At 47.3% G+C, this 22,179-nt stretch carries 21 protein-coding genes; 18 read left to right on the top strand and 3 right to left on the bottom strand.

Annotation, left to right across the window (positions count from 1 at the left end; translation table 11 throughout):
- The first annotated feature begins 260 nt into the window (after nt 1–260).
- Nucleotides 261–1,043 (top strand): SDR family oxidoreductase, encoded by a 783-nt coding sequence (locus tag MKX50_RS24910; RefSeq protein ID WP_213591672.1) that lies wholly within the window; start codon nt 261–263, stop codon nt 1,041–1,043.
- A gap of 140 nt (nt 1,044–1,183) precedes the next feature.
- Here the strand turns inward: MKX50_RS24910 and MKX50_RS24905 are convergent, their stop codons facing one another.
- Nucleotides 1,184–2,035, bottom strand: a complete 852-nt coding sequence (locus tag MKX50_RS24905; protein WP_213591670.1) for an aldo/keto reductase — start codon at nt 2,033–2,035, stop codon at nt 1,184–1,186.
- A 176-nt stretch (nt 2,036–2,211) separates the two neighbouring features.
- On the opposite strand from MKX50_RS24905, the gene MKX50_RS24900 reads away from it, so the two are divergent.
- The 7 genes from MKX50_RS24900 to MKX50_RS24870 all read left to right on the top strand — a co-directional run bounded on the left by MKX50_RS24900 (nt 2,212) and on the right by MKX50_RS24870 (nt 9,263).
- A complete protein-coding gene (locus MKX50_RS24900; RefSeq protein ID WP_213591667.1) occupies nt 2,212–2,661 on the top strand; it encodes a MerR family transcriptional regulator in 450 nt (149 codons plus the stop codon).
- Between the two features lie 194 nt (nt 2,662–2,855).
- Nucleotides 2,856–3,185 (top strand): metalloregulator ArsR/SmtB family transcription factor, encoded by a 330-nt coding sequence (locus MKX50_RS24895; protein ID WP_155613053.1) that lies wholly within the window; start codon nt 2,856–2,858, stop codon nt 3,183–3,185.
- Nucleotides 3,182–3,583, top strand: coding sequence for an SRPBCC domain-containing protein (locus MKX50_RS24890; protein WP_213591665.1), 402 nt, complete (start codon nt 3,182–3,184; stop codon nt 3,581–3,583). Before MKX50_RS24895 ends, MKX50_RS24890 begins: the two co-directional genes overlap by 4 nt.
- A gap of 274 nt (nt 3,584–3,857) precedes the next feature.
- The gene (locus MKX50_RS24885; RefSeq protein WP_213591662.1) at nt 3,858–4,226 is read left to right on the top strand and encodes an iron chaperone; all 369 of its coding nucleotides are present in this window, start codon (nt 3,858–3,860) and stop codon (nt 4,224–4,226) included.
- A gap of 255 nt (nt 4,227–4,481) precedes the next feature.
- Nucleotides 4,482–8,177 carry an AAA family ATPase gene (locus MKX50_RS24880; RefSeq protein WP_339158053.1) on the top strand — a complete coding sequence of 1,232 codons (3,696 nt, stop codon included), beginning with the start codon at nt 4,482–4,484 and terminating at the stop codon, nt 8,175–8,177.
- The gene (locus MKX50_RS24875; RefSeq protein WP_213591660.1) at nt 8,177–8,620 is read left to right on the top strand and encodes a hypothetical protein; all 444 of its coding nucleotides are present in this window, start codon (nt 8,177–8,179) and stop codon (nt 8,618–8,620) included. The genes MKX50_RS24880 and MKX50_RS24875 overlap by 1 nt, the downstream gene beginning before the upstream one ends.
- A 13-nt stretch (nt 8,621–8,633) precedes the next feature.
- The gene (locus tag MKX50_RS24870) at nt 8,634–9,263 is read left to right on the top strand and encodes a hypothetical protein (protein WP_213591658.1); all 630 of its coding nucleotides are present in this window, start codon (nt 8,634–8,636) and stop codon (nt 9,261–9,263) included.
- A gap of 91 nt (nt 9,264–9,354) precedes the next feature.
- Here the strand turns inward: MKX50_RS24870 and MKX50_RS24865 are convergent, their stop codons facing one another.
- Together MKX50_RS24865 and MKX50_RS24860 are read right to left on the bottom strand one after the other, a co-directional pair.
- Entirely contained in the window at nt 9,355–9,480 is a 126-nt protein-coding gene (locus MKX50_RS24865; RefSeq protein WP_339158052.1) for a hypothetical protein, read from the bottom strand.
- 70 nt (nt 9,481–9,550) lie between these two features.
- Nucleotides 9,551–10,279, bottom strand: coding sequence for an SDR family oxidoreductase (locus tag MKX50_RS24860; protein WP_213591657.1), 729 nt, complete (start codon nt 10,277–10,279; stop codon nt 9,551–9,553).
- Nucleotides 10,280–10,458: 179 nt separating this feature from the next.
- On the opposite strand from MKX50_RS24860, the gene MKX50_RS24855 reads away from it, so the two are divergent.
- The 10 genes from MKX50_RS24855 to MKX50_RS24810 all read left to right on the top strand — a co-directional run bounded on the left by MKX50_RS24855 (nt 10,459) and on the right by MKX50_RS24810 (nt 22,170).
- Nucleotides 10,459–11,016 (top strand): TetR-like C-terminal domain-containing protein, encoded by a 558-nt coding sequence (locus tag MKX50_RS24855; RefSeq protein ID WP_213591656.1) that lies wholly within the window; start codon nt 10,459–10,461, stop codon nt 11,014–11,016.
- Nucleotides 11,017–11,198: 182 nt separating this feature from the next.
- On the top strand, nt 11,199–12,644 hold the full coding sequence (locus tag MKX50_RS24850) for a methyl-accepting chemotaxis protein (protein ID WP_339158051.1): 1,446 nt from the start codon (nt 11,199–11,201) through the stop codon (nt 12,642–12,644).
- A 456-nt stretch (nt 12,645–13,100) separates the two neighbouring features.
- Nucleotides 13,101–14,036 carry a LytTR family transcriptional regulator DNA-binding domain-containing protein gene (locus MKX50_RS24845; protein WP_213591654.1) on the top strand — a complete coding sequence of 312 codons (936 nt, stop codon included), beginning with the start codon at nt 13,101–13,103 and terminating at the stop codon, nt 14,034–14,036.
- A 178-nt stretch (nt 14,037–14,214) separates the two neighbouring features.
- Complete coding sequence (locus MKX50_RS24840) at nt 14,215–15,063, top strand: ABC transporter ATP-binding protein (protein ID WP_213591653.1); 849 nt, start codon at nt 14,215–14,217, stop codon at nt 15,061–15,063.
- Nucleotides 15,060–15,773, top strand: a complete 714-nt coding sequence (locus tag MKX50_RS24835; RefSeq protein WP_339158050.1) for an ABC transporter permease — start codon at nt 15,060–15,062, stop codon at nt 15,771–15,773. The genes MKX50_RS24840 and MKX50_RS24835 overlap by 4 nt, the downstream gene beginning before the upstream one ends.
- Nucleotides 15,774–15,793: 20 nt before the next feature.
- A complete protein-coding gene (locus MKX50_RS24830; RefSeq protein ID WP_213591651.1) occupies nt 15,794–18,088 on the top strand; it encodes a DEAD/DEAH box helicase in 2,295 nt (764 codons plus the stop codon).
- A 167-nt stretch (nt 18,089–18,255) separates the two neighbouring features.
- On the top strand, nt 18,256–19,227 hold the full coding sequence (locus MKX50_RS24825) for a hypothetical protein (RefSeq protein WP_213591649.1): 972 nt from the start codon (nt 18,256–18,258) through the stop codon (nt 19,225–19,227).
- 28 nt (nt 19,228–19,255) lie between these two features.
- On the top strand, nt 19,256–19,978 hold the full coding sequence (locus tag MKX50_RS24820) for an ABC transporter ATP-binding protein (protein ID WP_213591647.1): 723 nt from the start codon (nt 19,256–19,258) through the stop codon (nt 19,976–19,978).
- Nucleotides 19,975–20,700: an ABC transporter permease subunit gene (locus tag MKX50_RS24815; RefSeq protein ID WP_213591645.1), complete on the top strand. Its 726-nt coding sequence runs from the start codon at nt 19,975–19,977 to the stop codon at nt 20,698–20,700. The genes MKX50_RS24820 and MKX50_RS24815 overlap by 4 nt, the downstream gene beginning before the upstream one ends.
- Before the next feature lie 3 nt (nt 20,701–20,703).
- Nucleotides 20,704–22,170 (top strand): HAMP domain-containing sensor histidine kinase, encoded by a 1,467-nt coding sequence (locus MKX50_RS24810; RefSeq protein WP_213591644.1) that lies wholly within the window; start codon nt 20,704–20,706, stop codon nt 22,168–22,170.
- The last annotated feature ends 9 nt before the right edge of the window (nt 22,171–22,179 follow it).

Here is a 22,179-nt window from a genome sequence, read left to right as displayed (position 1 = left end):
AACCAATTTATATAATATCATTTAACATAACGATCGTTATGATATTTACTTTCGCAGACATCTAGAACGTACTAAGCGTTTTTTTCATTCTTTTTTATTCAAAAATCATTAAGGGGGTCCATTTTATGTAGAAATCGTTTATGGGCTAAGTGAATATTTATTTACATTATGAGGGTGCCGCCAGCCAAGTAACTTTAAATCCGTGCTGGTGAAATTATTGCCAGAATATCATTAAAATTCTCTTATAAGGAGTAGATCATATGTCGACAAATGAAGGAAGATTCAGTGGTGAGGTTGCTTTGATTACAGGGGCAAGCCGTGGGATGGGGGCTGAAATAGCCAAAAAATTAGCTGCAGGCGGAGCGGAATTTATAGGCATTCATTACGCCAGTAATAGGGATGCTGCTTTAAAGGTTGTTGAAGAGATTAAGGCGCTGGGTTCAAAGGCTGTGGCATTGGAAGCAGAATTAACCACTGGCATTTCCGGTGTAAAAAAGCTTTGGGCTGCATTTGAAGATGCTGTTCGTTCGGAAATTGGATCTGTGCAATTGGACATCTTAATCAATAACGCAGGTATTGCACCGTCCATTCCTTTTGAAGAAACGTCAATTGAAACGTTTGAAGATGTCATTAATGTTAATCTTAAAGCTCCATATTTTCTTACTCAAGCAGCTAGCCCGTTTATACGGAACGGTGGACGAATTATTAACATTTCTACTGGTTTTACTCGTGTAGCTGGTCCAGCGCATTCCATTTATTCGGCTTCCAAGGGGGCCATTGAGACACTTACTTTGGCGTTAGCCCCACTTTTTGCATCAAAAGGTATTACTGTTAACGCAGTAAGGCCGGGAATTACGGCTACTGATATGAACAAGGATTGGCTCGCTAACCCAGAAGCCCATGCTGAAGCAGCTTCAATGTCTGCTTTCGGAAGAGTTGGCACCACTAAGGACGTTGCTGATGTAGTTGCGTTTCTAGCATCTGAGGAGGCGCGATGGATCACGGGGCAATTTATTGATGCCACCGGAGGAACTAGGCTATAAGTATGTTCTTTGTGCGAGTTCGCTCACTCTGTCTTTTCGTAAAATTCCTATTCAAGTAAAGAAAGGACAGGGGCACCCGCCCTGTCCTTTCTTAAATAGATGAGGATAAACGCGTAATGAGTTTATGTTTCGACCGTGGATTACAGCTCGACTCTCCAGTTGCCCATCATCTTGGCGACTTCCGGATCGCGGTACGATAAGAAGAGACTTTCCCGTGTATCGAGGGTCGAAATTTGTTCCATATCATCTGCACTTAACTCAAAATCGAAAATGTCGAAGTTTTCGACGATTCGTTCTTTGCGCACCGATTTTGGAATGACAACGACTTCACGCTGAACAAGCCAGCGCAACACGATCTGGGCGACGGATTTGTTGTGTTTTTCAGCAATCGAGGTCAGCACTTCGTTGCCGAACATGTTGCCCCGTCCTTCAGCGAACGGCGCCCACGACTGGTGTTGAACTCCCTGCTCTTTCAAAAAAGCGCTGGCCTCCGTTTGCTGGTACAACGGGTGCGTTTCAATTTGGTTGACGGCAGGCACGATTTCGTTATGCACGATGAGGTCCATCAGACGGTCGGGCAGGAAGTTGCTGACACCGATCGCCTTGATTTTGCCTTCGCGGTACAGTTCTTCCATCGCGCGCCAAGCGCCGTAGTAATCGCCGAACGGCTGGTGAATCAGGTATAGATCGAGATAGTCGAGCTGCAGCTTCTTCAGGGATTTGGCAAACGCCAGCTTGGCACTCTCGTAGCTGGCATCCTGAACCCAGAGCTTGGTCGTGATGAACAGCTCCTCACGCGGTACGCCGCTACGCTTGACCGCGCGTCCGACCGCTTCCTCGTTCAAATAACCCGCGGCGGTGTCGATCAGGCGGTAACCGGCCATCAGTGCTTCATATACGGCGTTTTCGCATTCTTCAGCGTCGGGAACTTGGTAGACACCGAAGCCGATGATCGGCATTTTCACTCCATTGTTCAATGTTACGGTTTGCATGGTAATTCCTCCTATTGTTCAAATGTATAACAGCAAACGGCCGCGAATCCCTGGGGATCTGCACTGCAGAGGGGGGATTCCGCTTGAAGCCGATTTGCATTACAATCAGCTTAGAACCTTCGTGTAACACGAAGTCAAGCCATGTTTAAAAAATTATTTTCCAAGGAGGATATCACATGCATACGGTCAAAGAAGCTGCCCAGATCACGGGACTTACCGAGCACGCCGTGCGCTTTTACACGGATAAAGGCCTGGTGCCCAGCGTACAGCGCAATGAGAATAATATCCGGATGTTCGATGAAGAATCGATCAATTGGCTGCATGGCGTTAAATGCCTCAAGCAATCCGGGATGCCGATTGAGGTCATTAAAAAGTACGTCGATTTATGTCTCGAAGGGGATGCGACCATACCACAACGCTACACACTCATGATGGAGCATAAAGAAGCGGCGCTCGCCAAGCTCGAAGAAGCCAAACGGCACGTTGCCCACTTGGAGGAAAAAACCGATCTATATCAGGCTATTCTTGAGCGCCGCTCCCCGGACACGACCAATCCCGGCAACTGGGACAGGGTTCAGCATATGCATAGTGACGTATTTTACTCGCCCTCTGTTCGTAAGGCATGAGGGATATTCGTGTTCCATAATTACTTATAAAATTAACGGATGTTTGTACGGTTAGTATAAGAAAGGATAAGTGGTATGAGCCATTTTGGCTAACCCCTTTTTATTGACTAGACACCCGGTGGTGTCCTATAATAAATTAGACACCAAACGGTGTCTCTTTTTAAATACTACATGAGGAAATTTGGTGGATTACGATGAACCAAGCTGTACAATTACGGGATGTATTTGACGCGATTGCAGATCCGACAAGGCGCAGACTGATTCATCTGTTGTCCGATGCAGATGAGCTACCTTTACATGAGATCACGCCGCATTTTTCAATGGGTCGTACGGCGGTCTCCAAACATTTGACTATCCTTAAGGAGGCCAGTCTGGTGCATGATCGTAGAGTTGGCAGGGAAACGCGGTATAAGTTAAACGCATCTCCACTCAAGGAGGTTGAGGACTGGGTTGCTTTCTACAGGAAGTATTGGTCTAACAATATGATGCGATTAGGCCAGCTATTAGAGGAGGATGAAGAATGAGTTTATCACTAAATATGGATTTTCAGTTTACGACATCAGTTGAAAAGCTGTGGACTGCCTTAACCGATTCAAGCAAGTTAGCCAAATGGATTGCGGATAATGATTTTGAGCCTGTTGTCGGACACCGCTTTCAGTTCCGCCATGAACCAAACGAGTATTGGGATGGAATCGTAGACAGCGAAGTGCTTATCGTGGATGAACCGAACCTATTGTCCTTTACTTGGGCAGTGGGGGAAGAGAGACATACGGTTACGTTGACGATTCAGGATTTGGGGGATGGGAAGGTGAACCTGCATCTTGAACAAACCGGAATTACCAATGAACAAGGATTTGCAGGCGCTAAATATGGTTGGATGGCCTGGATTGACAAACTTGTAAAAGTGTTGTTGGAACAATAAATAACCGGACGAGAGCAGCAAGATTGGCGGGTGCGATGTAGAAGGAGATGAGATAGTGAGTTTTTTTCAAGATCATTGACTCAAGGGACGAGTTACATCAGGAGATAAATAAGTTCAGCTCCTTATATAAGAATAGCGGCAAATAATATATTGCAGGACCAAAGTCTATGGTTGAGGCGGTTTCCAACTACTTACTAAACAATCAAGTTTCCAAAAAGAATATCAAGAAGGATGTCTTTTTCGGGTAGTAGTGTGTTTATCGAGGAGGGATAGTATGGAAGTGTTTGCGGAATTTTTAGATCATATTGAAAACCCGCAGCATCGAGAGCGTATGGAAGAGGTTTTGTCTTGGGTGATGAAGAAGTTCCCAAGTTTATCGCCTACGCTGAAGTGGAATCAGCCTATGTTTACAGACCATGGAACATACATCATCGGCTTTAGCATATCCAAAAAACATATGGCTGTTTCCCCAGAGCAAACGGGGGTGGCTCATTTTTCTGATGAGATATCGAAGGTTGGGTATGATCAAACAAAGGAGATCGTGCGTATCCCGTGGGATCGCCCTGTTGAATACTCATTACTTGAAAAGATGATCGAGTTTAATATGATGGATAAGGCAACTTGTACAACCTTCTGGCGGTAAAGATAAGTTAAATCCTAGACAAAATGAGAAGAACGGGCTAACCGCAGTGGTTGGCCCATTTTTTATGAAAATTAGCCGTCACAGACAGCACGGTGACCGTATCATAAATGAAGCAAAAACATCATTTATGAGTCCTGAGGTAGTTCTTTAGGATACGAATGCACATTCCAGAATTTGAGAGCAAAAGTAGTAGAGACATAGTATAATATAGGAAAATAGAATGAATAGTAGGCCCCAGGAGGGATAACGGGAAGTATGAGAATCTACCGAAAAGGCATGGTGAAAACACTCAATGGTGTGGTAAAAGCGCTCAAATTTATTTTTCCTGAGTATCAGCTTGTTGAATTGGTTCGGGAAAAAGGATTTATCGCCAAAAAAGAAGATCCTCCAGCTCCATCGAGGCAAGAGCAGCCGATGCCACAATATAATACAGGATCGCGAGCCAGAAGTGCAGGGCCGAGCAATTCGGCGCAGACTGCCGCGGGACAGGGCACTTTTTCGTCGACTTCCCGTTCTGCTCAGACTCGCGCATATACGTCGCAGGAAGAAGGCCGGAATGATGCGCAGAGCGTTTTATCTCCCAAGCAATTGGATCAACTTTTCCGAGAAGTGGAGAAGAACATTAATAGTCAAGTAATCGGACAGCCGTTCTTCATAAAAGATTTGGTTGCGGGATATAAACAGGGATATATGAATGGACGTCAGATTAAGAAGCCAAGAAATGTGATTCTGCTGGCTGGAGCTCCCGGAACGGGTAAGAAAACAGCCTTGGAGTGCCTAGTTCGAGAGATGCATGCACATCGGCTAACCTCTAGGCCCCATTTTTCAGAAATTGATTTGCAGCGATATGAGGCAGATGAGATATCCGGTAATTTTATTATTGATATGGTGGAGGCCTTCCAATACTCTGAGGGAACGGTGTTATTTAAGGGGATAAAAGGGGCTGAGCAGGCTATTATCAGCTTGGTCGCTAAGCTTGCCGCGGAAGGCAGCTTCCGAACCAAAGAAGGGTTGAGCATAATCGCCGACGATTTTTTCATCATCTTCTATATCGATGAACATGCAGAGAGAGGAAGTGAATTTGGCCAGGTTCCGTCCGGGCTGGCAAATCACCTCCCGATTTCTATCTTGCAAAGCATTCTTGCCGCGGCTATCTCTTCACCATTAGAGTGGGAGACGATGCGGCGAATCGCAGAGACCTTGCTTGGGAAAGCGGTAGACGATCTGTCAAGGGATATGCAGACAAATATCGTTGTTCATCCTTCCACGTATGAGGCGTTAGCCGATATAGCCGCAACAAACAAAACATTTGGCGAGGCAGTGCAGCACTGGATCGATAAGGAGCTTACTGTCGTATTGTCCGGCCTGCGGGCCCGTAATGAGATTCGTAGCAATGAGCGTGTGCGTATTCGTTTCAAGAACGATTCTTTTTATGTGGAGTCGAACTCTCTTGAAGTCCCGATCAAAGCACTATCTTTCGTTCGTCAGGAGTCGATTGATGATGTTCTGGAAGAGTTAAATGCGTTAACCGGCCTGGAACCCGTGAAAAAATTTGTCTATGAACTCATGGAGATGGTACAGGTTAACAAGCTGAGGGCTAGGGCAGGCGAAGGCTCTGTGCCGATGTCGCTTCATATGGTGTTTACCGGGAATCCCGGAACGGGCAAGACGACGGTCGCCCGCTTAATTGGCCGTATTCTGAAGGCGCTAGGATTGCTGCCGCAAGGTCAATTAGTCGAAGTGGCGAGGCAGGATCTTGTAGGACAATATGTGGGCTCTACCGCTCCGAAAACGATGGCACAAGTCAATGAAGCCTTGGGAGGCGTATTGTTCATCGACGAGGCCTATACACTCGCTCGTCATGATAACGATACGTTCGGCATCGAAGCAATCGATACGATTGTCAAGGCGATGGAGGATCATCGAGATAATTTGGTTGTTGTGCTGGCAGGGTATACCCAGGAGATGGAGACCTTTTTGCGATCAAATCCAGGTTTGCGTTCAAGATTTCCATTTATCGTGGAGTTCCCGGATTACAAGGCGGAAGATATGCTGGACATTATGATTCAGATAGCGAGCAAAAATGGTTTCCGAATAGAAACGGATGCTTATGAGGGCTTGATCGAACTGTTCGATCAACGGCAAATCCCTGGCCGCAATGACAGCGGCAACGGCCGGCTTGTCCGCAATCTGTTCGAGGAGGCTGTCCGCAAACAAGCTGCTCGGCTTGGAGGGCTGATGTCAGATGCAACTGCAGTTACAGACTTGCAGTTATTGACAGGGGCAGACTTCGGAATCGGTGAGAAAGAAGCATTTAACATCGAAAATCAACTTGCTGGAATTGTCGGATTGGAGAAGGTCAAACTATTCGTCCGAACGTTAGAGAAGCAGCTTATTGTGGATCGAAGGCGGAAGGAAGCCGGGATTCATGTTGATACCGGCCAGACTCTCAATATGATTTTTTCGGGTAATCCCGGTACGGGCAAGACGACGATGGCGCGGCTGGTGGCAGAGATGCTCCGATCCATGGGCTATTTGAAAAAAGGACATCTGGTTGAGGTGGGTCGATCCGATCTGGTAGCGGAGTACGCCGGTCAGACGGCCAACAAGACCAAGCTGGTCGTCGAATCTGCTCTTGGCGGCGTGCTCTTTATCGACGAAGCCTATGCGCTTGCGCAGGATGGAGTTCAGGGCGGGGGCTTCGGGAAGGAAGCCATCGATTCCCTAGTTCGTCTTATCGAGCTGCATAAAGACAATCTGGTTGTCATTTTGGCGGGATACACAGAAGATATGCAGCGGTTTGTTCAAGTCAATCCGGGTCTGTTCTCGCGCTTCCCGCTACAGATCGAATTTCCTGACTACACGGCTGAGGAAATGCAGCAAATTGCCTTAATTATGGCGAAGGCGCGAGGATTTACATTAGCTTCGGATGTGCCAGGCTTGCTCGAATCCTATTTTGATGAGAAACAAATTCCGGGCAGAAAGGACGGAGGCAACGGCCGGCTCGTCCGCAATACGCTGGAGGAGGCGATACGCAAGCAAGCGGGGCGATTGGCCGATCATCCTGATATTGCGGCGGATCAGTTAAATGAGCTGACTGTGGAGGATTTTGGGCTGTCTGTTTATGTAGACCTTGCGGCGAAGCGGGCGAATGCGCTTGGAGCGCTCGATGCCGTTGTCGGTCTGTCCTCCGTTAAGGAATTTGTGAGAAGCTTATCGGCACAAATTGAGGTGGCAAAGCGCCGTCAGGAGATGGGACTGCCCAAGGCTTCCGCTCAAGCTCTCCATATGGTGTTTAAAGGGAACCCGGGAACTGGAAAAACGACGATCGCCCGTATTTTGGCCCAGCGATTTAAAGAACTGGGCGTGATTAAGACCGATACGTTGGTAGAGACTGATCGGTCCGGCCTGGTTGCTGGTTATGTTGGGCAAACTGCGCTCAAGACGAAAGAGGTTATCGAACGCGCTCTTGGCGGGATCTTGTTTGTGGATGAGGCTTATGCCTTGGCGGAAGGGGATCAATTCGGACAGGAAGCGATCGATACGCTTGTCAAAGCGATGGATGATTACCGGGACAGGCTTATCGTTATACTGGCCGGCTACGACGAAGATATGGAGCGCTTCTTGAACCGCAATGCGGGACTCCGCTCCAGATTCCCCAATATCATTACATTCCCCGATTATACAGCCGGGGAAATGCTGCAAATTGCGCATTTGCAAGTGAAAGCGCAGGGATATGTGATCGGCCGGGAGGCTGAAGCCGCGCTGCACTCCATTTTGGAGACCTATGAAGGAGATATGACCGCAGGCAATGGACGGCTCGTACGAAATTTGGTCGAGAAAGCGATTCGAGCCCACGCCTTGCGTATGAGCAAGAAAGCCAATGCTACAGCCGAGGAATTATCCACTTTAGCGCCTGGAGATTTTCAAGAACAGATGGAGGTGATGTAATGAAAGTCCTAAAATGGTTGCTCGCCCTTACTTTTTATCATCCAGTAATGCTCTCTGTCATTATCGCTATGCCTTTCCTTCCTTTCATGATATACGATGATATAAAGATTATTCTAATTAACGAGATTCCGGTAGAAAGCGGCAGCATGATCGTAATAGGCCTTTTGGGCTTTTTTGTATATTTAGCCACGAAGGTCCAATTTTTAGGTATTCCCTATCGTAAAATAACGGTATTGCTTCCTTTCCTGCACATGATCATCTATACCAGCTTCGCTCTATCGGCAGGGGTCACGATTCTTAACAAATGGGCTGACGAAGGACTTTATTCCAAAGGATGGGCCATTATGCTTATGCTGCTTGCGATTGTGGCAATCCGATTGTGCATGTCGCTGCTGTACTGGAAGTACCCGATTGTTCGGCGGACAAACCAATATATGGAATAGTGGGGGAAGGAAATTGGCAAATTACAGACAAAACAAGCAAAGGCCGAAGTCACACGCGACAAACCAATATGAGTCTCAACAAACGGAAAATGACGATGTTCCATTGGAATATACAGAGTCATCCGTCAACCGCAGGTCATCTTCTACCGAAAAAAAAAGAAATAAGCATCGATTTTGGATCGGGATTACGGTGCTGATCACGTTCGGGATGGGCATATATTTTCAGGGTTCAACTAGCACTATAAAGGATGTTCAGTCGGATGGGATCGGTAAAGGGATGCAGGCCGGTGTCCTTTTAGCTTCATCAGATGATTTGGCGGACCTCGCAGCCAGAGACTTCAAGATTGAGATGAAGGAAAATACGACGACAAGCCGCATGCTGATCTGGGACTTCGCCGCGGAAGACGGGGATGTCGTTACGGTGAAGGTGGACGGCAATATCCTGCAAACGGACATAAATATTATGAATAACCCGGTGGCAGTTGATATTCCAGTTCCAAGTGTGGTTGAAATTATAGGTGTCAAGGATGGCGGAGGCGGGATTACATATGGGGTTAAGTTCCCGGGGGCCGTTCATAACAGCGCTTATTTCAATGCGGCGCCGGTAGGCTCCTCTAACGCCTATACGATAACCGTACAGTAAGACAACCGATTTGATCGACAAGTGAATAGTTATGCCGAACTACAACCATTGCTGAATTTTATATCTTCAATGGTTGTTTTTGCTCAGCATATCATTCATCGCCGATAGACCCGAGAGATGTATTCGACGCGCTTGGCCTGATCAAAGCCATGCCCGGTACACATGCGGTAATCAGCTGCATAGGTTCACCCAGCAGCATCTCTCCGGATACCGTCATGCCGGAGAGAAGCTCGAATATTCTTGCAGCTTGTCAACGGGCTGTCACGTATTCCATTCGTGCATAGATGTCACCACGGAACTACTCCATTTTCATCAAAGAACCCGCCTGTTGGACCATCACCATCTAGAGTAGCAAGCTGAATGATAATTTTGGCGCCATCCTGCCCTGTACGATTCCCCATATAATTGCTAAGTGCGCTGCTAACCAATCCCGGATGCGCAGCATTCACCTTAATTCCAGTATCGCGTAGTTCATCTGCAAATAACACTGTTGCACCGTTCAGGGCAAGTTTAGATGTGCAATATGCAAAAGGTTTTGGGTATTTATTTTCAACATCTGTCATAAATTCAAAGCTGCCTGCCTGACTAGATGTATTTACGATACGTCCCGACTTTGAATTCCGTAACAATGGAAGTGCCAGTTGCGTAAGACGAACAGATCCTAAAAAGTTTGTGGAAAATACCGCCTTCACTTCATCAATAGAAACCATAGATGCCGAGAAATCTTTAAAGTCAGAACTTGCGGAGGCTATCCCGGCATTATTAATTAGTACATCAAGTTTTCCGTGCTCCTGTTCGATTTTCTTGATTGCCAGCACCATCGAGTTCTCGTCTAATACGTCCAATTGTATAAAGCGAACATCTCCGTCAACTTTAAGCTCTTCAGCCCCTTTAGTTCCATTCGCCTCATCGCGGCTTCCTAAATATACAATCATGCCCAACTTTGCAAGCTCCCGAACAACCTCAAAACCAATTGACTTATTAGCTCCACTGACAAGCGCAACTTTCTTATCCATATAATTGACTCCTTCATATGTGTGATAATCCAACATGTGTATGATAACCATCATCTGTTGCGTTTTTACTATGTCTGCATCATAATGTTTTGTATATAGAAATTCAACCATCAAACGAGGGGTAATGTGCAAGATAATCAACAAAGAACCTTACTACTGTTGGAAATTGGAGAGGTTTTATGAACAAAGAAGACCGCAGAGTGCGCAAAACCAAAAATGCGCTGATAAACAGTCTAATGAAGTTGCTAGACGAGAAAAGTATTAAAAGTGTAACTGTAACAGACATTTGTGAAGGCGCTGATGTAAACAGAAGCACATTTTACCAATATTACAGCAACCCTTTTGATATGTTAGAGCAGATTGAGGCAGAGATATATAGAGACTTTGTTAACGAGTGGGAAAAGCAAGGATCTTATGAAGAAAAAATACCAGTATCGACATGGTTAGAATTAATCTATTTAAATCGAGGTTATAGCAAGCTGATTTTTGGAGAAAACGGCTATTCAGACATTCTAATTCAATTACTTAGTAGATCGGATCATGAGTTTCAAGAACAAATAAAAACCCTAAATCCTAAGTTGGATCATAAAGATATTAAGTATATAAGTGATTATTGCACTTATGGCACTGTAGCCATAATTACCAAATGGGCAAACGGAGGATTTAAAGAATCAATAGAGCATATTGCAGAGATGATATCGATGTTAAACGGGAATGCACTTAGAACTTTTCCTTAAGGAAGATGCGATGATTTAAAACGCGACGATAGAATAAACAATTGGTGAAAAAGAGCTGCGTTAGGCAGCTCTTTTTATTGTTCTGCCGATATTGAAGTATTTTGTCGACTTACGAAGGATTATGCAAGATATTGTCGAATATATCGAGCAACAACTATAGTTGTCAACTTGGAGGGATGCTCATGGACAGACTTGATTCGGTGTTTTTACAAAGAAATAAGCTGCTTACAAATGTATTATGGGGAATTAATGTTATTTTTACGATTTTCCTTGTGTCAACAGGAAACTATGAAAGTATTTGGATTTTGGGTGTTGGCGCATTGTTTGCTGCTTCCCTTACCGTCCTCAATCGACTTCGAAAATGGATAAGGTTAACGCCATATCTGTTCGGCGGGCTCATGGTTCTCCTTCTGATTCTTGGCATATATGACGTTAAGAAACCTGTATTAGATGTGTATTTTCTCCTTTCCGCTTTCCTGCTTATTTATCCCAGCTATAAACCGATCATGCTGTTCAGCATAGTGAATCTGGTTGGTCTCAATGCCAAAGTATGGTTGGGAGGCGGGGATGTATCCGCTATGATGTCCTCGAATATTATGTTGATTTTTTATGGAATCATGACAATCGTGGCTGCCAGATTGAACGAGCGGCTATTTGTCGGGGCTGAACAGCGCAGCCAGGAGGCCATGCAGGCCAAATCGATAGCAGATTCATTACTGCAGGAGCTAAAGCATTCCATCCAAGTATTGAATGAATTTTATCGGAATCTCAAGCATCATGTCGATCATTCGGGCCAATTAACGAAGGAAATAACAATCGGTTTCTCGGAGGTTGCGAAAGGCATTGAATCCCAAGCTGTAAGTATTACTGATATTTCAGATACGATTCAAGAATCCCATCGGGATGCTCAAATGATGACGGATAGTTCAGAGGCCATGAAACGGCTTTCTGACCAAACGGTTGAAGCGACGGTAATGGGGAATGAACAAGTACATAAGCTGAACGATCAGATTTCTCAAGTGAACGATATATTCCAGGATATCATTGTGGAAGTGAAGGAATTAAACGAGAAGATTATGAAGATTGACGAGATGTCCAATACCATTGGAGAAATTGCCAATCAAACCAACTTGCTGGCGCTGAATGCAGCGATCGAAGCAGCCCGGGCGGGAGAACATGGACAAGGATTCGCGGTCGTTTCTACGGAAGTTAGAAAATTGGCCGAGCACTCACGTCTGTCAACCGAGAGCATTTCGAATATTATTAAAGAAATCGATGTAGGCACGAAGGCGCTAACCGAAAAGGTCGCCATAGGGAATGCGGCAGTAAGCGAAAGCATGATATCCTCCTCGGAATCGGAACAAGTATTCCATCGTATTGCGATGGATGCGCGTGAGGTTTCGGCGCAGGCATCCGAGGTAGAAGAGAAGTCCAAGTCATTCCGGGCTTCATCCAATTCCATCGTCACTGAAGTTGCCTCCATTTCAAGTGTGACCGAGCAATCTACAGCGGCCGTACAGCAAATCATGGCCAGCATGGATGATCAACGAGCTATGGTTGAGGAAATCGTTAAAAGTTTCAACGAGCTGGAAATGCTTATAGGTAAACTTACGGAATTTACGGAATAACGCACAAGAACCGTATCGGCGAACGATACGGTTTTTGTTGCTTACTGTAGCTGAACTGAATCAAGCGAGATCAAGAAAGGGCTACTCCGACCCTAAAACTTTCCGTTACAGGCAGCACGGTGAACCGGAACATAAGTAGGGACAGCCTTTTTAGGTAGATGAAATGTATTCTATTATAGCGGTGGAATCATCGAGAACAACATCGGTATAAATTTTGCACCAAAACGAGTTCTGTTCGAAAAAACATACAGAATTGTTATTCTTTTTTTAATTTAAGCAATTGTGTATGAATTTTCATATAAAAACCATAGAATCAGACGTTTGAAGGATAATCTAGTATGATTTTTCAAGTATATTATACGGAAATTTGGTTTTCATATAGAAACTGACAAAGAGGCATCCCAACATTTATAATTGTTATATATACCCTATGATGGCACTAGCTAGGAGGGCGTCGTGCAATTTCAACCAATTTATAATGATGGGAAATTACTTCTACCCAAGATCGAATTAAATATGACATTGAACCAATCGATAGGCATTATAACGGACTTGAAGCGAAAGCAGCTTTTAATGAATCAATTAGCGAATCATTCTCAATATTATTTATTTCGAGCTGGGCAAAGCGAGTATATGCGTTTAACGGTGGAAGAGCTGATCACCTTTCTGATCAAAGTAACGGAGCGGAATGATCGTCTTGCTCTGTTAATGGATTATTTTGCTTTAAAGGAAGAGCGGAAGGTAAAAATCAAGGATCTAAGTTCATCCAAAAGGATGTATGTGACATTGCTGCGTGCCTTTTTTGCGCATCAGCCTATACTCGTACTAGAGGAACCTTATTTTTACTTGGAAGAAGAGGATCGTCATCACTTTAAGCGGATTCTGGATAACCTTTCGAAGGAGAAGCAGATTTTAATTTTAACTTCGAATTTAGAGGATGCCATGATATCCTGCGATGCCATTTATCGATTAAACGCGCTCGGATTTCATCCATTGGATATTCGGGATTCGGAAGAGGATAAGCAGGAAGTGCCGGAACAAGATCGGGCCAATATCACCTTGCAGAAGATTTATACTAGAAGAAATGACAAAGTGATTTTATTTGATCCGCCTGAAGTCGATTACATCGAAAGTTTAGATGGTTCGATCCTTGTTCATGTAGGCGGAGAAAATTATGTCTGTGCTTTGACGCTAGCCGAGCTCGAGCAGAGGCTGCTAAACTTCGGGTTTTTTAGGTGCCATCGGTCTTACATTGTTAATCTGCAGAAAGTAAGAGAGATTATTACATGGACGAAGAATAGCTACAGCTTGCGATTAAATACAGGCAAAGATGCGGTGGTTCCGTTATCCCGTTCAAAATTGCAGGAATTAAAAGCACTTCTTCACATTTAAAATGTTTGCGAAGCAAACATAACTTCGGAAGCATATGCCATTTCCGGGGCAATATCGAACCCATCCAGCATTCCATGGTACCATTCAGGCGATTATAGCTACATTTCGGCGGGTTTTGATGGCTGGAAGCATGCCAAATTTATATGCTTAAGACATCAACGCTAAGGAAGTGGTGCTCGTGGATGATGTGATCCAAGTAGAACATATTCGCAAGAGATTTGGACATAAGGATGCGTTATCAGACGTGTCCTTTTCCATTCCGAAGGGGGAAATTTTTGGTTTCCTGGGTCCGAGCGGTTCGGGAAAAACGACATTAATTAAGATTTTAACGGCACAATTAAATCCGACAAGCGGACAGGCCAGCGTATTTAACCAGCCAGCGGAAATGATGCAGCTGTCGGCGCAGAAAATGCGCTTTGGCATTTTGACGGATAACAGCGGTCTATATGAAAGATTAACGATTGAGGAAAATCTGGAGCTGTATCGTAAGTTATATGATCTTCCTAAATCGTCGATTGATAAGGTGCTGCAGTTTGTTAACTTAGGCGGAGAACGTAAAAAGAAAGTCAATCGCTTATCCAAAGGGATGCGTCAGCGTGTCATGTTGGCATGTGCGGTGATCCATGAGCCGGAATTATTATTTTTAGATGAACCTACTTCGGCTTTAGATCCAGTCAACACGGCGCATATTTATAAGGGCTTACACTATTTAAATGAGAAAGGGACAACCATTTTTTTAACTACGCATGATATGGCTGAGGCAGAATGGATATGTAACCGTGTAGCGATTTTGTACCAAGGACAAATCCAAGCCATCGGTTCACCCAAGGAGCTTAAAAAACAGCATCGGGAAAACGTGATTTGTGTTGAGTTAATCAATGGGGAAGCCTATGAGCTTCCGATCGATGAGGGAACGGCCGATCAAATCGCCGATTGGATGAAGCGAGGATTCATTGACCGATTAGAAACGAAAGAGCCGAGCCTGGGTGATATCTTTATTAAAATGACAGGAAGTGAGCTGCTATGAGTATCTCATTAAAACGTGCCGGGGCCATATTTGTGAAGGATTATAAAGAGTTTTCACGCAATTATGCGATCTCGATTATGTTGATTTTCCCAATTTTATTCGCATTTCTTTTTCGAAATGCAGGCCCGTTACTGCCCGGGGCTATCGGTCTTGTTCTAAATTTATCGTTTGTGATACTAACGAGTTTTGCCCAAGCATGCTTGATTGCGGAAGAAAAGGAGCGAAACACTTTACGATCATTAATGATGACTCCAGCCACAATCATGGATGTTTTAATCGGTAAAAGTACTTTAGTCTTTACCATGTCTGCTGTTGTTCTGGCTATTGCTACGTATATATTAGCCTATGAACCAGCTAGTATATGGGCGTTTGTGGCAGCAACTGCTCTTTCGATTGTTCTATACACGGCTGCCGGTACGATATGCGGTCTATTCTCCAAGACGCTGCTTGATGCGTCTTTATCTATAATTCCCCTATCGATCGTATTCACTGGGGCGCCATATGGAGGAATGTTACTAGCGGATGATTTTCCGATTTTAAAAGTGCTGGAGTATACACCGAGCATTCAACTTGTGCATTTGCTGGATATCCCCCATACGGGCATTGCGGCGGGACAGTTATTTAAACCCCTCCTCATTATTTTGGCATGGACAATTGTATTGAGTATTGTATCTGTTGTTATGTATCAACGTCGGTTGAGGGATGAGTAGGAAGGAGGGATCAAGCGTCGATGAAATTAGCCGTTAAGTGGATGCAGGAATTCAAAGACGGCAATAACCGACATAAGCTGAAAGGCTATCGGGACAAAGTGGAGCTCATCCGAAAACGGGGTTTGGAAGCATGGGAGAATCAGCGGCTGCAAGCGGAATCCCTCCGGCTGAAAAAGGAGGCAAAATCGGGTGCGCCTTTGGACGAGCTGCTTGTCGATGCCTATGCGCTAGTCTGCGAGGCAGCGAAGAGAACGCTCGGATTACAGCCCTACGAAGTCCAGATCATGGCTGCCATTGCGCTGCATGAGGGATTTTTGATCGAGCAGCACACCGGCGAGGGAAAAACGCTCTCTGCGGTGATGCCTGCCTATCTCAATGGGCTGATTGGCGGAGGCGTTCATGTGCTGACCTTTAACGATTATTTGGCCAATCGGGATGCAGAGTGGATGGGCCCGATCTATCGTTTCCTTGGGTTAACGGTAAAATCGGTGCAGGCGGGTATGAGCTTGTCCGAGAAACGGGAAGCCTACGCCGCGGATATTACCTATGTGACGGCCAAAGAGGCGGGATTCGATTATTTGCGCGACACGATCGTACTGGAGGAAGCCGATACCGTGCATCGTCCTTTTCACTACGTCATCGTCGATGAAGCGGATTCGCTGCTTCTGGATGAAGCGCGGGTGCCGCTAGTCATTGCCGGCGAGCCGGGTTCTTCCGGCAATGACGGCATTCGTTTCGCAGAAGTGGCTAGGCAGTTCGAGCAAGACGTGCATTATGAATTCGATGAGTTCCACCGGAATGTTTATTTGAATGAAGCGGGCGCTGCGAAAGCGGAAGAGCTGCTGGGATGCGGCAATTTGTACGAGAGCCATAATAGTGACTTGTTATCGTCGTTAAATTGTGCGCTGCATGCGGAATTGTTATTGAAAAAAGACGTCGATTACATCGTCCGGGACGGTCAAATCGAGTTGATCGACGAATATACCGGCCGCGTGGCGGAGAACCGGCATTTGCCGGACGGGCTGCAAGGCGCGCTTGCGGCTAAAGAAGGGCTGCAGTTGAAGGCCGGAGGGAAAATTCTCGGCACGATCACCCTTCAACACTTCCTTAGCCTATATCCGAAGATTTGCGGAATGACGGCTACCGCGCACGTTTCGGCAATGGAATTCGCAAATATTTATGCGCTGCAGGTTGTGCAAATTCCGCCGAATCGGCCCAACATACGGATCGATCATCCGCACCGGATTTATACCCATAAAGAAGCCAAACTTAAGGCACTTGTACAAGAAATCACGTCCGTTCATAGGACGGGTCGTCCGATTCTCATTGGCACGTCCAGCGTCGAGGAGTCTGACCTACTGGCGGAGGCGCTAGCGGCTGCCGGCGTACCTTGCCATGTTCTGAATGCGAAGAATGACGCAAAAGAAGCCGAAATCATCGCCAAAGCGGGAGAAATCGGCGCGGTGACGGTGTCTACGAATATGGCGGGACGCGGCGTCGACATTCGGCTCGGCGGCGGCAGCCCCGCACAAGCAGAAGCTGTCGCCAAGTTGGGCGGATTGTACGTGATGGGTACGCATGTGCATGAAAGCGTGCGGATCGACAACCAACTGCGCGGGCGCTCTGGCCGCCAAGGTGACCCGGGGGCTTCCGTATTTTTCGTAAGCTTGGAAGACGAATTGATGCTTCGGTTCGACATCGATAAAGTGATTCCGCCCGCCTATCGCGACCTCAAACAAGATGATGCTCTAGAGGAGTCGGTGCTCCGCAGCAAAATCATGCATATTCAACGCGTTATGATGGGCCAAAACTTCGATATCCAGCAGGAACTGAACCGTTATTCGGATCTGGTGGAGGAACAGCGGCGTATTCTATACGAGGAGCGGCTCGGTATTCTGAAAGGAAAGACGCCGATGAGCCCTTCGGAGCAGCGGGTACGGCTTTTTTATATCGACAAGTTTTGGGCGGACCATCTGGCATACGTTTCTTACATTCGCGAAAGCATCCATTTGACGAGCCTCGTTAACCGCAATCCGATCGACGAATTTCATGCGCAAATCATCCAAGCCTTTGAGCAAATTCCGGCTAAAGTTAACCGAGAGTCGGAAAAAATGCTTGAGAGGCTCGGAGGTTCAAATGATCCGGCGATGTGGGAAGAGCTTGGTATGAAGAGCCCTGCTTCCACTCGGACTTATATGATTAACGATCAATACATGGAGTACTTGCAGAATCGCAGTTCATGGAACCCAGGGACGGTCATTGCTTATTGGATACGTAAGATGCTAAGGCCGGTATTCGGGTGGTCAAAGTTCTAATCGGGACGAATGCGAGCGAACGCAACGAAATCTGCCTTCGTCACGTTCTGGATTTTACATTTTAGAAATATTTTATTTTTCCTTTCGAGGGACTTTAGACTCCTCCTCTAAACTAAGGTTGTAGGCACGAAAGAGAAGCCATACAACCATAAAGGAGCGAGTTGGAAATGAAAAAGAAAAGTAAAGTATTGATGATCGGTGCATCGTTGGCTGCAGTAAGTATGTTTTCGGTGGCGGCATTTGCCTCCACGCCGGAGATGGATGGTTACAAGGCCTTCAAAGAGGTGCTGAAAGCGAACCAGATGTCGGAGCAAACGATGGAGAGTGCAACGGTGAACGGAAACTTCGCGGTTACGCTGAATGGCGAGACGGTACTGGAGGCGGACGGCTTGACGAAGTTCAAGGCAGCGGGAGATAAGCACAGCGCAAGCAGCGACTTTGACTTCACCCTCAAGGGCGTTGAACGCAGCGGCAGTGTGTATAGCAGCGGTGATGACACGGCCTATCTCGTAGATCGGACGCACGGTTTGGACTATCAGGTGATTAACCTGGACGATGAGCATGCCGGGAAGCACCATGCATGGAAGGAAGAAGGGGACTTCGAGCATCGTCCGATGACTAAAGCGGAGGAAGCGCTTCTTGATTTCATAGTTGGTGATCTCAAGGATAATTTCAGTGTAGTGAATCATGCGGATCATTCAAAGACGATTTCCGTCGATGTTAGCAAAGAGGAGGTTCCGCTGGTGGTCCGTTTGTTGATGGACGTGGCATCGGCCGACGGCAGAAAGGAACACTCGAAAGCTTCGGAAGTGCCAGCAGAGTGGGAGAGTCTGAAGCAGATTCCTTTCTTCCAGGGCTTGGAGGCAGTAAATCTTGAGGAGCAGCTGCCGGAGCTGACAGAGGAAGTTACTATTGAGCATTTGCGTCTACAACTGACGGTCGATGCGGACAACAGGCTGCAAGGGGTGCAAGGCAAGCTTGAGGTGAGCGGCAAGGACAAAGCGGGCGTCATCCATCGCGTGAAAATGGAAGGCGAAGGCGGCATCAGCGGCATCAACGCCACGACGCCTGATGTGTATGATCCTGCTGGCAAGTCCATAGAGATCATTGACGCCGAAGCGTTCGAAGGCCGCGGCTAATAGCTCAATACGGGGGAGGATCTAACTTATGTTTGAAGTCTGCGATCTTACAAAGGTCTACCCCGGCAACCGAGGCATCCAGGGGCTTAACCTCACCGTACATCCCGGTGAGGTTGCAGCCTTGCTAGGGCCGAACGGTGCCGGGAAGACCACAGCGCTGCAAGCGATGGCCGGCTGGGTCACAGCCGACCGCGGGGAAGCGAGCTGGAACGGCGTCTCCGTCGCGGAGCGGCCTGATCTGACGAAGCTGCACATGGGCCTGATGATTGGCGAACCGGCCCCTTATGGCTATTTGACAGGAAGCGATTATCTGAAGCTGTACTCCAAGCTGTACCCGGGTATCGACGAAGCGCGTATCCAAGAGACGCTGGAACTCGTGGGCATGTCCAGGCACCAAAAGATCAAGATCAAGAAGTACTCCACCGGCATGAAGCAACGGATCGAGCTTGCCAGCGCGCTGCTCCACCGACCGAAGCTCCTGATGCTGGATGAGCCGTTCTCGGGCATGGACATCGAGGGACGCCGGGAGATGACGGCCATGCTTCGAGGCCTTGTGACGGAGACGGGGATGAGTATCATCATCTCTTCTCATCAGGTACACGAAATCGAAGATTGGATGACACATGCTTGTATTATTTATGAGGGAAAACAGGTCGGTACCTCAAGCATTGCCCAGATTCGAGAGTCGTTCGCCAGCGTTGAGGACTACTATTTGTATTGTACAGCCAAGGAAAGGGGCGGAGCCGCATGATGGCACCCATTATTTATCTCACTGGGGAAGAGCTGCGCAAGCTGTTCCGCGGAGGCAAGCTGAAAGTACTGCTGACGCTCTCCTTCCTTGTCGGTGTGATCTTCGTCTTGATCGGCGAACGTGTCGGACTGAGCGGGAACCTGCCGGTGACCGCGCTGCAGCTGCTGCTTGCAGTCGTTCTGCCCTTGTTCATGGTTTCGCTTGGCAGCGACCTCATGGCGGGCGAATTTAAGGATGGCACCATCAAAAATGCGCTGAAGCTTCCGGTCAGCCGGGAGGCCCTTTTTATAGGAAAAACACTTGCAGGGTGGACGGCGGGCGCCTTAATTGTCCTAAGTGTGTTTGTCCCAACGTTTATCGGCAACATCGTGCTTAGGGGAATGTCTGCCCTGTCCACGCTTGGGGTGACTATGGCCGAGGTCGGCGGCGCGATCCTCTTCTGCGGCTTGTTAGTGGTGCTGGCTAACAGTGTATCCTTGTGGACGGGGAGCGGCGGGGTCGGAATGGTCGTCGGCATTGTGCTGTGGATGACGATGGGCGTCGTTGGATTTTTCCAGCCGCAGTTGAACCGGTTCTTCCTAACGGACTTCGCGGATTGGTTGCATCCGCTCCTGTATAGAGGCGATTTCGGCCCGTCTGTAACGGCATTGCTATTTATGACAGCTTACTATATTATGGGCATTATTACGGGCTTGCTAGCCTTTCAAAAGAAAGAAGTCTAACTCATGTCCATTCGGCTTAAGCTTATTTTAACGTATATTATCGGCATCATCCTGACTGCAGTAATCGTTACGGCGACTGGGATTGGTGCCGTCACGGCCTTCCTTTCTTATTTCGCGAACAGTATTGTAAAGGAACAGACTGCAGAGGACGCGATCCATCGAGGCATCGATCTGTTCGTAGACCTGCGTTATGCGGAGCGGTATATGCCAGAAGAGCTGGCGTCCCCCTCGTTCGCTGAACAAATTGGAGATCGGCTGGAGCCGTTCGGGGGCTTCGTTGTTGTTCAGCAGGGAGATCAGTGGGCAAGCTACGGTAAATTGAGAGAAGGGGAAGCGTTCCTGGCGCAGATGCAGAAGAACATTTCAACTTCTGGGAAGCATGCGGACGAGGCGTTCGTGATGAGTGAGTGGAAGGGCCGCAATTTGCTCTCTGTGCGCTACGATTTTCCTGGAATGGACGACCCCTTATCGTATTATCTCATCGCCGATGCGACGGAGACGGGGACCAAGGACAACCAGTTCCACATCCTCGTATTTCTAGTCATTGCGGTTATATTCGGTATCATTCTGGTCCCGTTGATCTGGATCACGACGAAGGATATCGTAAGGCCGCTGCGGCAGCTCGAGCAGGGCTCCCGCCGTATCGCGGAAGGGGATCTGAACTTCAGTCTGCACTCGGAGGTTCGCAACGAGGTGGGCAGCGTCATTCGCTCGTACGAGAAGATGCGCAGTGAGCTGCAGCGGGCGATCGGCGCCCAGTTGGCGATGGAAGAGAACCGCAAACAGCTGATTTCGAATATTTCGCATGATCTGAAGACGCCGCTGACCTCGATTAAGGGATATGTGGAGGGAATTCGGGAGGGCGTAGCGAATGATCCGGAGAAGCTGAGAAAGTATATTGACGTAATTCATTCGAAGACGCTCGACATGGATCGAATGATTGACGACCTGTTCCTGTACTCCAAGCTGGATCAGGAGCAGGAGAGGTTCGACTTCGAAGCGGTGCCGCTCCAGGAGTTCTATCGGCAAACGATAAATGAGCTGTGCATGGAGTACGAGAGCGCCGGCGTTCATTTGACGGGCGATTACGAGGCGGGGACGGGTGCTGTCGCGACGATGGATGCCCAGAAGATCAAGCGTGTCATCCTCAACATTGTCGGCAATTCGGTGAAATTTATGGATAAACAGAATCCAACGATCCACGTCCATTTCGGCCAGCAAGCGGGGGAATGGGTTATTTCGGTAACGGACAACGGACCCGGGATGAATTCAAGCGAGCTGGAGCAAATCTTTGACCGTTTCTACCGCGGGGATGTAAACAGGAATCAGAACGTGGCCGGCACGGGATTGGGCCTGGCGATCGCGAAGCAGATTGTCCGGCAGCATGGTGGCATGATTTATGCAAAAAGCGAGCCGGGGCGGTTCATGACTGTGATGTTTACCATCCCGATGGTTCAGAATAGAAAGTGACAGGAGTGT

The sequence above is a fragment of the Paenibacillus sp. FSL W8-0186 genome (assembly GCF_037969765.1).
Taxonomy (GTDB): Bacteria; Bacillota; Bacilli; order Paenibacillales; family Paenibacillaceae; genus Fontibacillus; species Fontibacillus woosongensis.
This window is presented reverse-complemented; position numbering and strand designations above follow the sequence as displayed.

Bases quoted from the DNA above. Each gene is read 5' to 3' on its own strand.
- MKX50_RS24830 (WP_213591651.1), top strand. From the start codon at position 15,794: ATGAAATTAGCCGTTAAGTGGATGCAGGAATTCAAAGACGGCAATAAC.
- MKX50_RS24855 (WP_213591656.1), top strand. From the start codon at position 10,459: ATGAACAAAGAAGACCGCAGAGTGCGCAAAACCAAAAATGCGCTGATA.
- MKX50_RS24885 (WP_213591662.1), top strand. From the start codon at position 3,858: ATGGAAGTGTTTGCGGAATTTTTAGATCATATTGAAAACCCGCAGCAT.
- MKX50_RS24875 (WP_213591660.1), top strand. From the start codon at position 8,177: ATGAAAGTCCTAAAATGGTTGCTCGCCCTTACTTTTTATCATCCAGTA.
- MKX50_RS24860 (WP_213591657.1), bottom strand. From the start codon at position 10,279: ATGGATAAGAAAGTTGCGCTTGTCAGTGGAGCTAATAAGTCAATTGGT.
- MKX50_RS24880 (WP_339158053.1), top strand. From the start codon at position 4,482: ATGAGAATCTACCGAAAAGGCATGGTGAAAACACTCAATGGTGTGGTA.
- MKX50_RS24835 (WP_339158050.1), top strand. From the start codon at position 15,060: ATGAGTATCTCATTAAAACGTGCCGGGGCCATATTTGTGAAGGATTAT.
- MKX50_RS24850 (WP_339158051.1), top strand. From the start codon at position 11,199: ATGGACAGACTTGATTCGGTGTTTTTACAAAGAAATAAGCTGCTTACA.
- MKX50_RS24865 (WP_339158052.1), bottom strand. From the start codon at position 9,480: ATGACGGTATCCGGAGAGATGCTGCTGGGTGAACCTATGCAGCTGATT.
- MKX50_RS24825 (WP_213591649.1), top strand. From the start codon at position 18,256: ATGAAAAAGAAAAGTAAAGTATTGATGATCGGTGCATCGTTGGCTGCA.
- MKX50_RS24910 (WP_213591672.1), top strand. From the start codon at position 261: ATGTCGACAAATGAAGGAAGATTCAGTGGTGAGGTTGCTTTGATTACA.
- MKX50_RS24900 (WP_213591667.1), top strand. From the start codon at position 2,212: ATGCATACGGTCAAAGAAGCTGCCCAGATCACGGGACTTACCGAGCAC.
- MKX50_RS24815 (WP_213591645.1), top strand. From the start codon at position 19,975: ATGATGGCACCCATTATTTATCTCACTGGGGAAGAGCTGCGCAAGCTG.
- MKX50_RS24810 (WP_213591644.1), top strand. From the start codon at position 20,704: ATGTCCATTCGGCTTAAGCTTATTTTAACGTATATTATCGGCATCATC.
- MKX50_RS24820 (WP_213591647.1), top strand. From the start codon at position 19,256: ATGTTTGAAGTCTGCGATCTTACAAAGGTCTACCCCGGCAACCGAGGC.
- MKX50_RS24895 (WP_155613053.1), top strand. From the start codon at position 2,856: ATGAACCAAGCTGTACAATTACGGGATGTATTTGACGCGATTGCAGAT.
- MKX50_RS24905 (WP_213591670.1), bottom strand. From the start codon at position 2,035: ATGCAAACCGTAACATTGAACAATGGAGTGAAAATGCCGATCATCGGC.
- MKX50_RS24890 (WP_213591665.1), top strand. From the start codon at position 3,182: ATGAGTTTATCACTAAATATGGATTTTCAGTTTACGACATCAGTTGAA.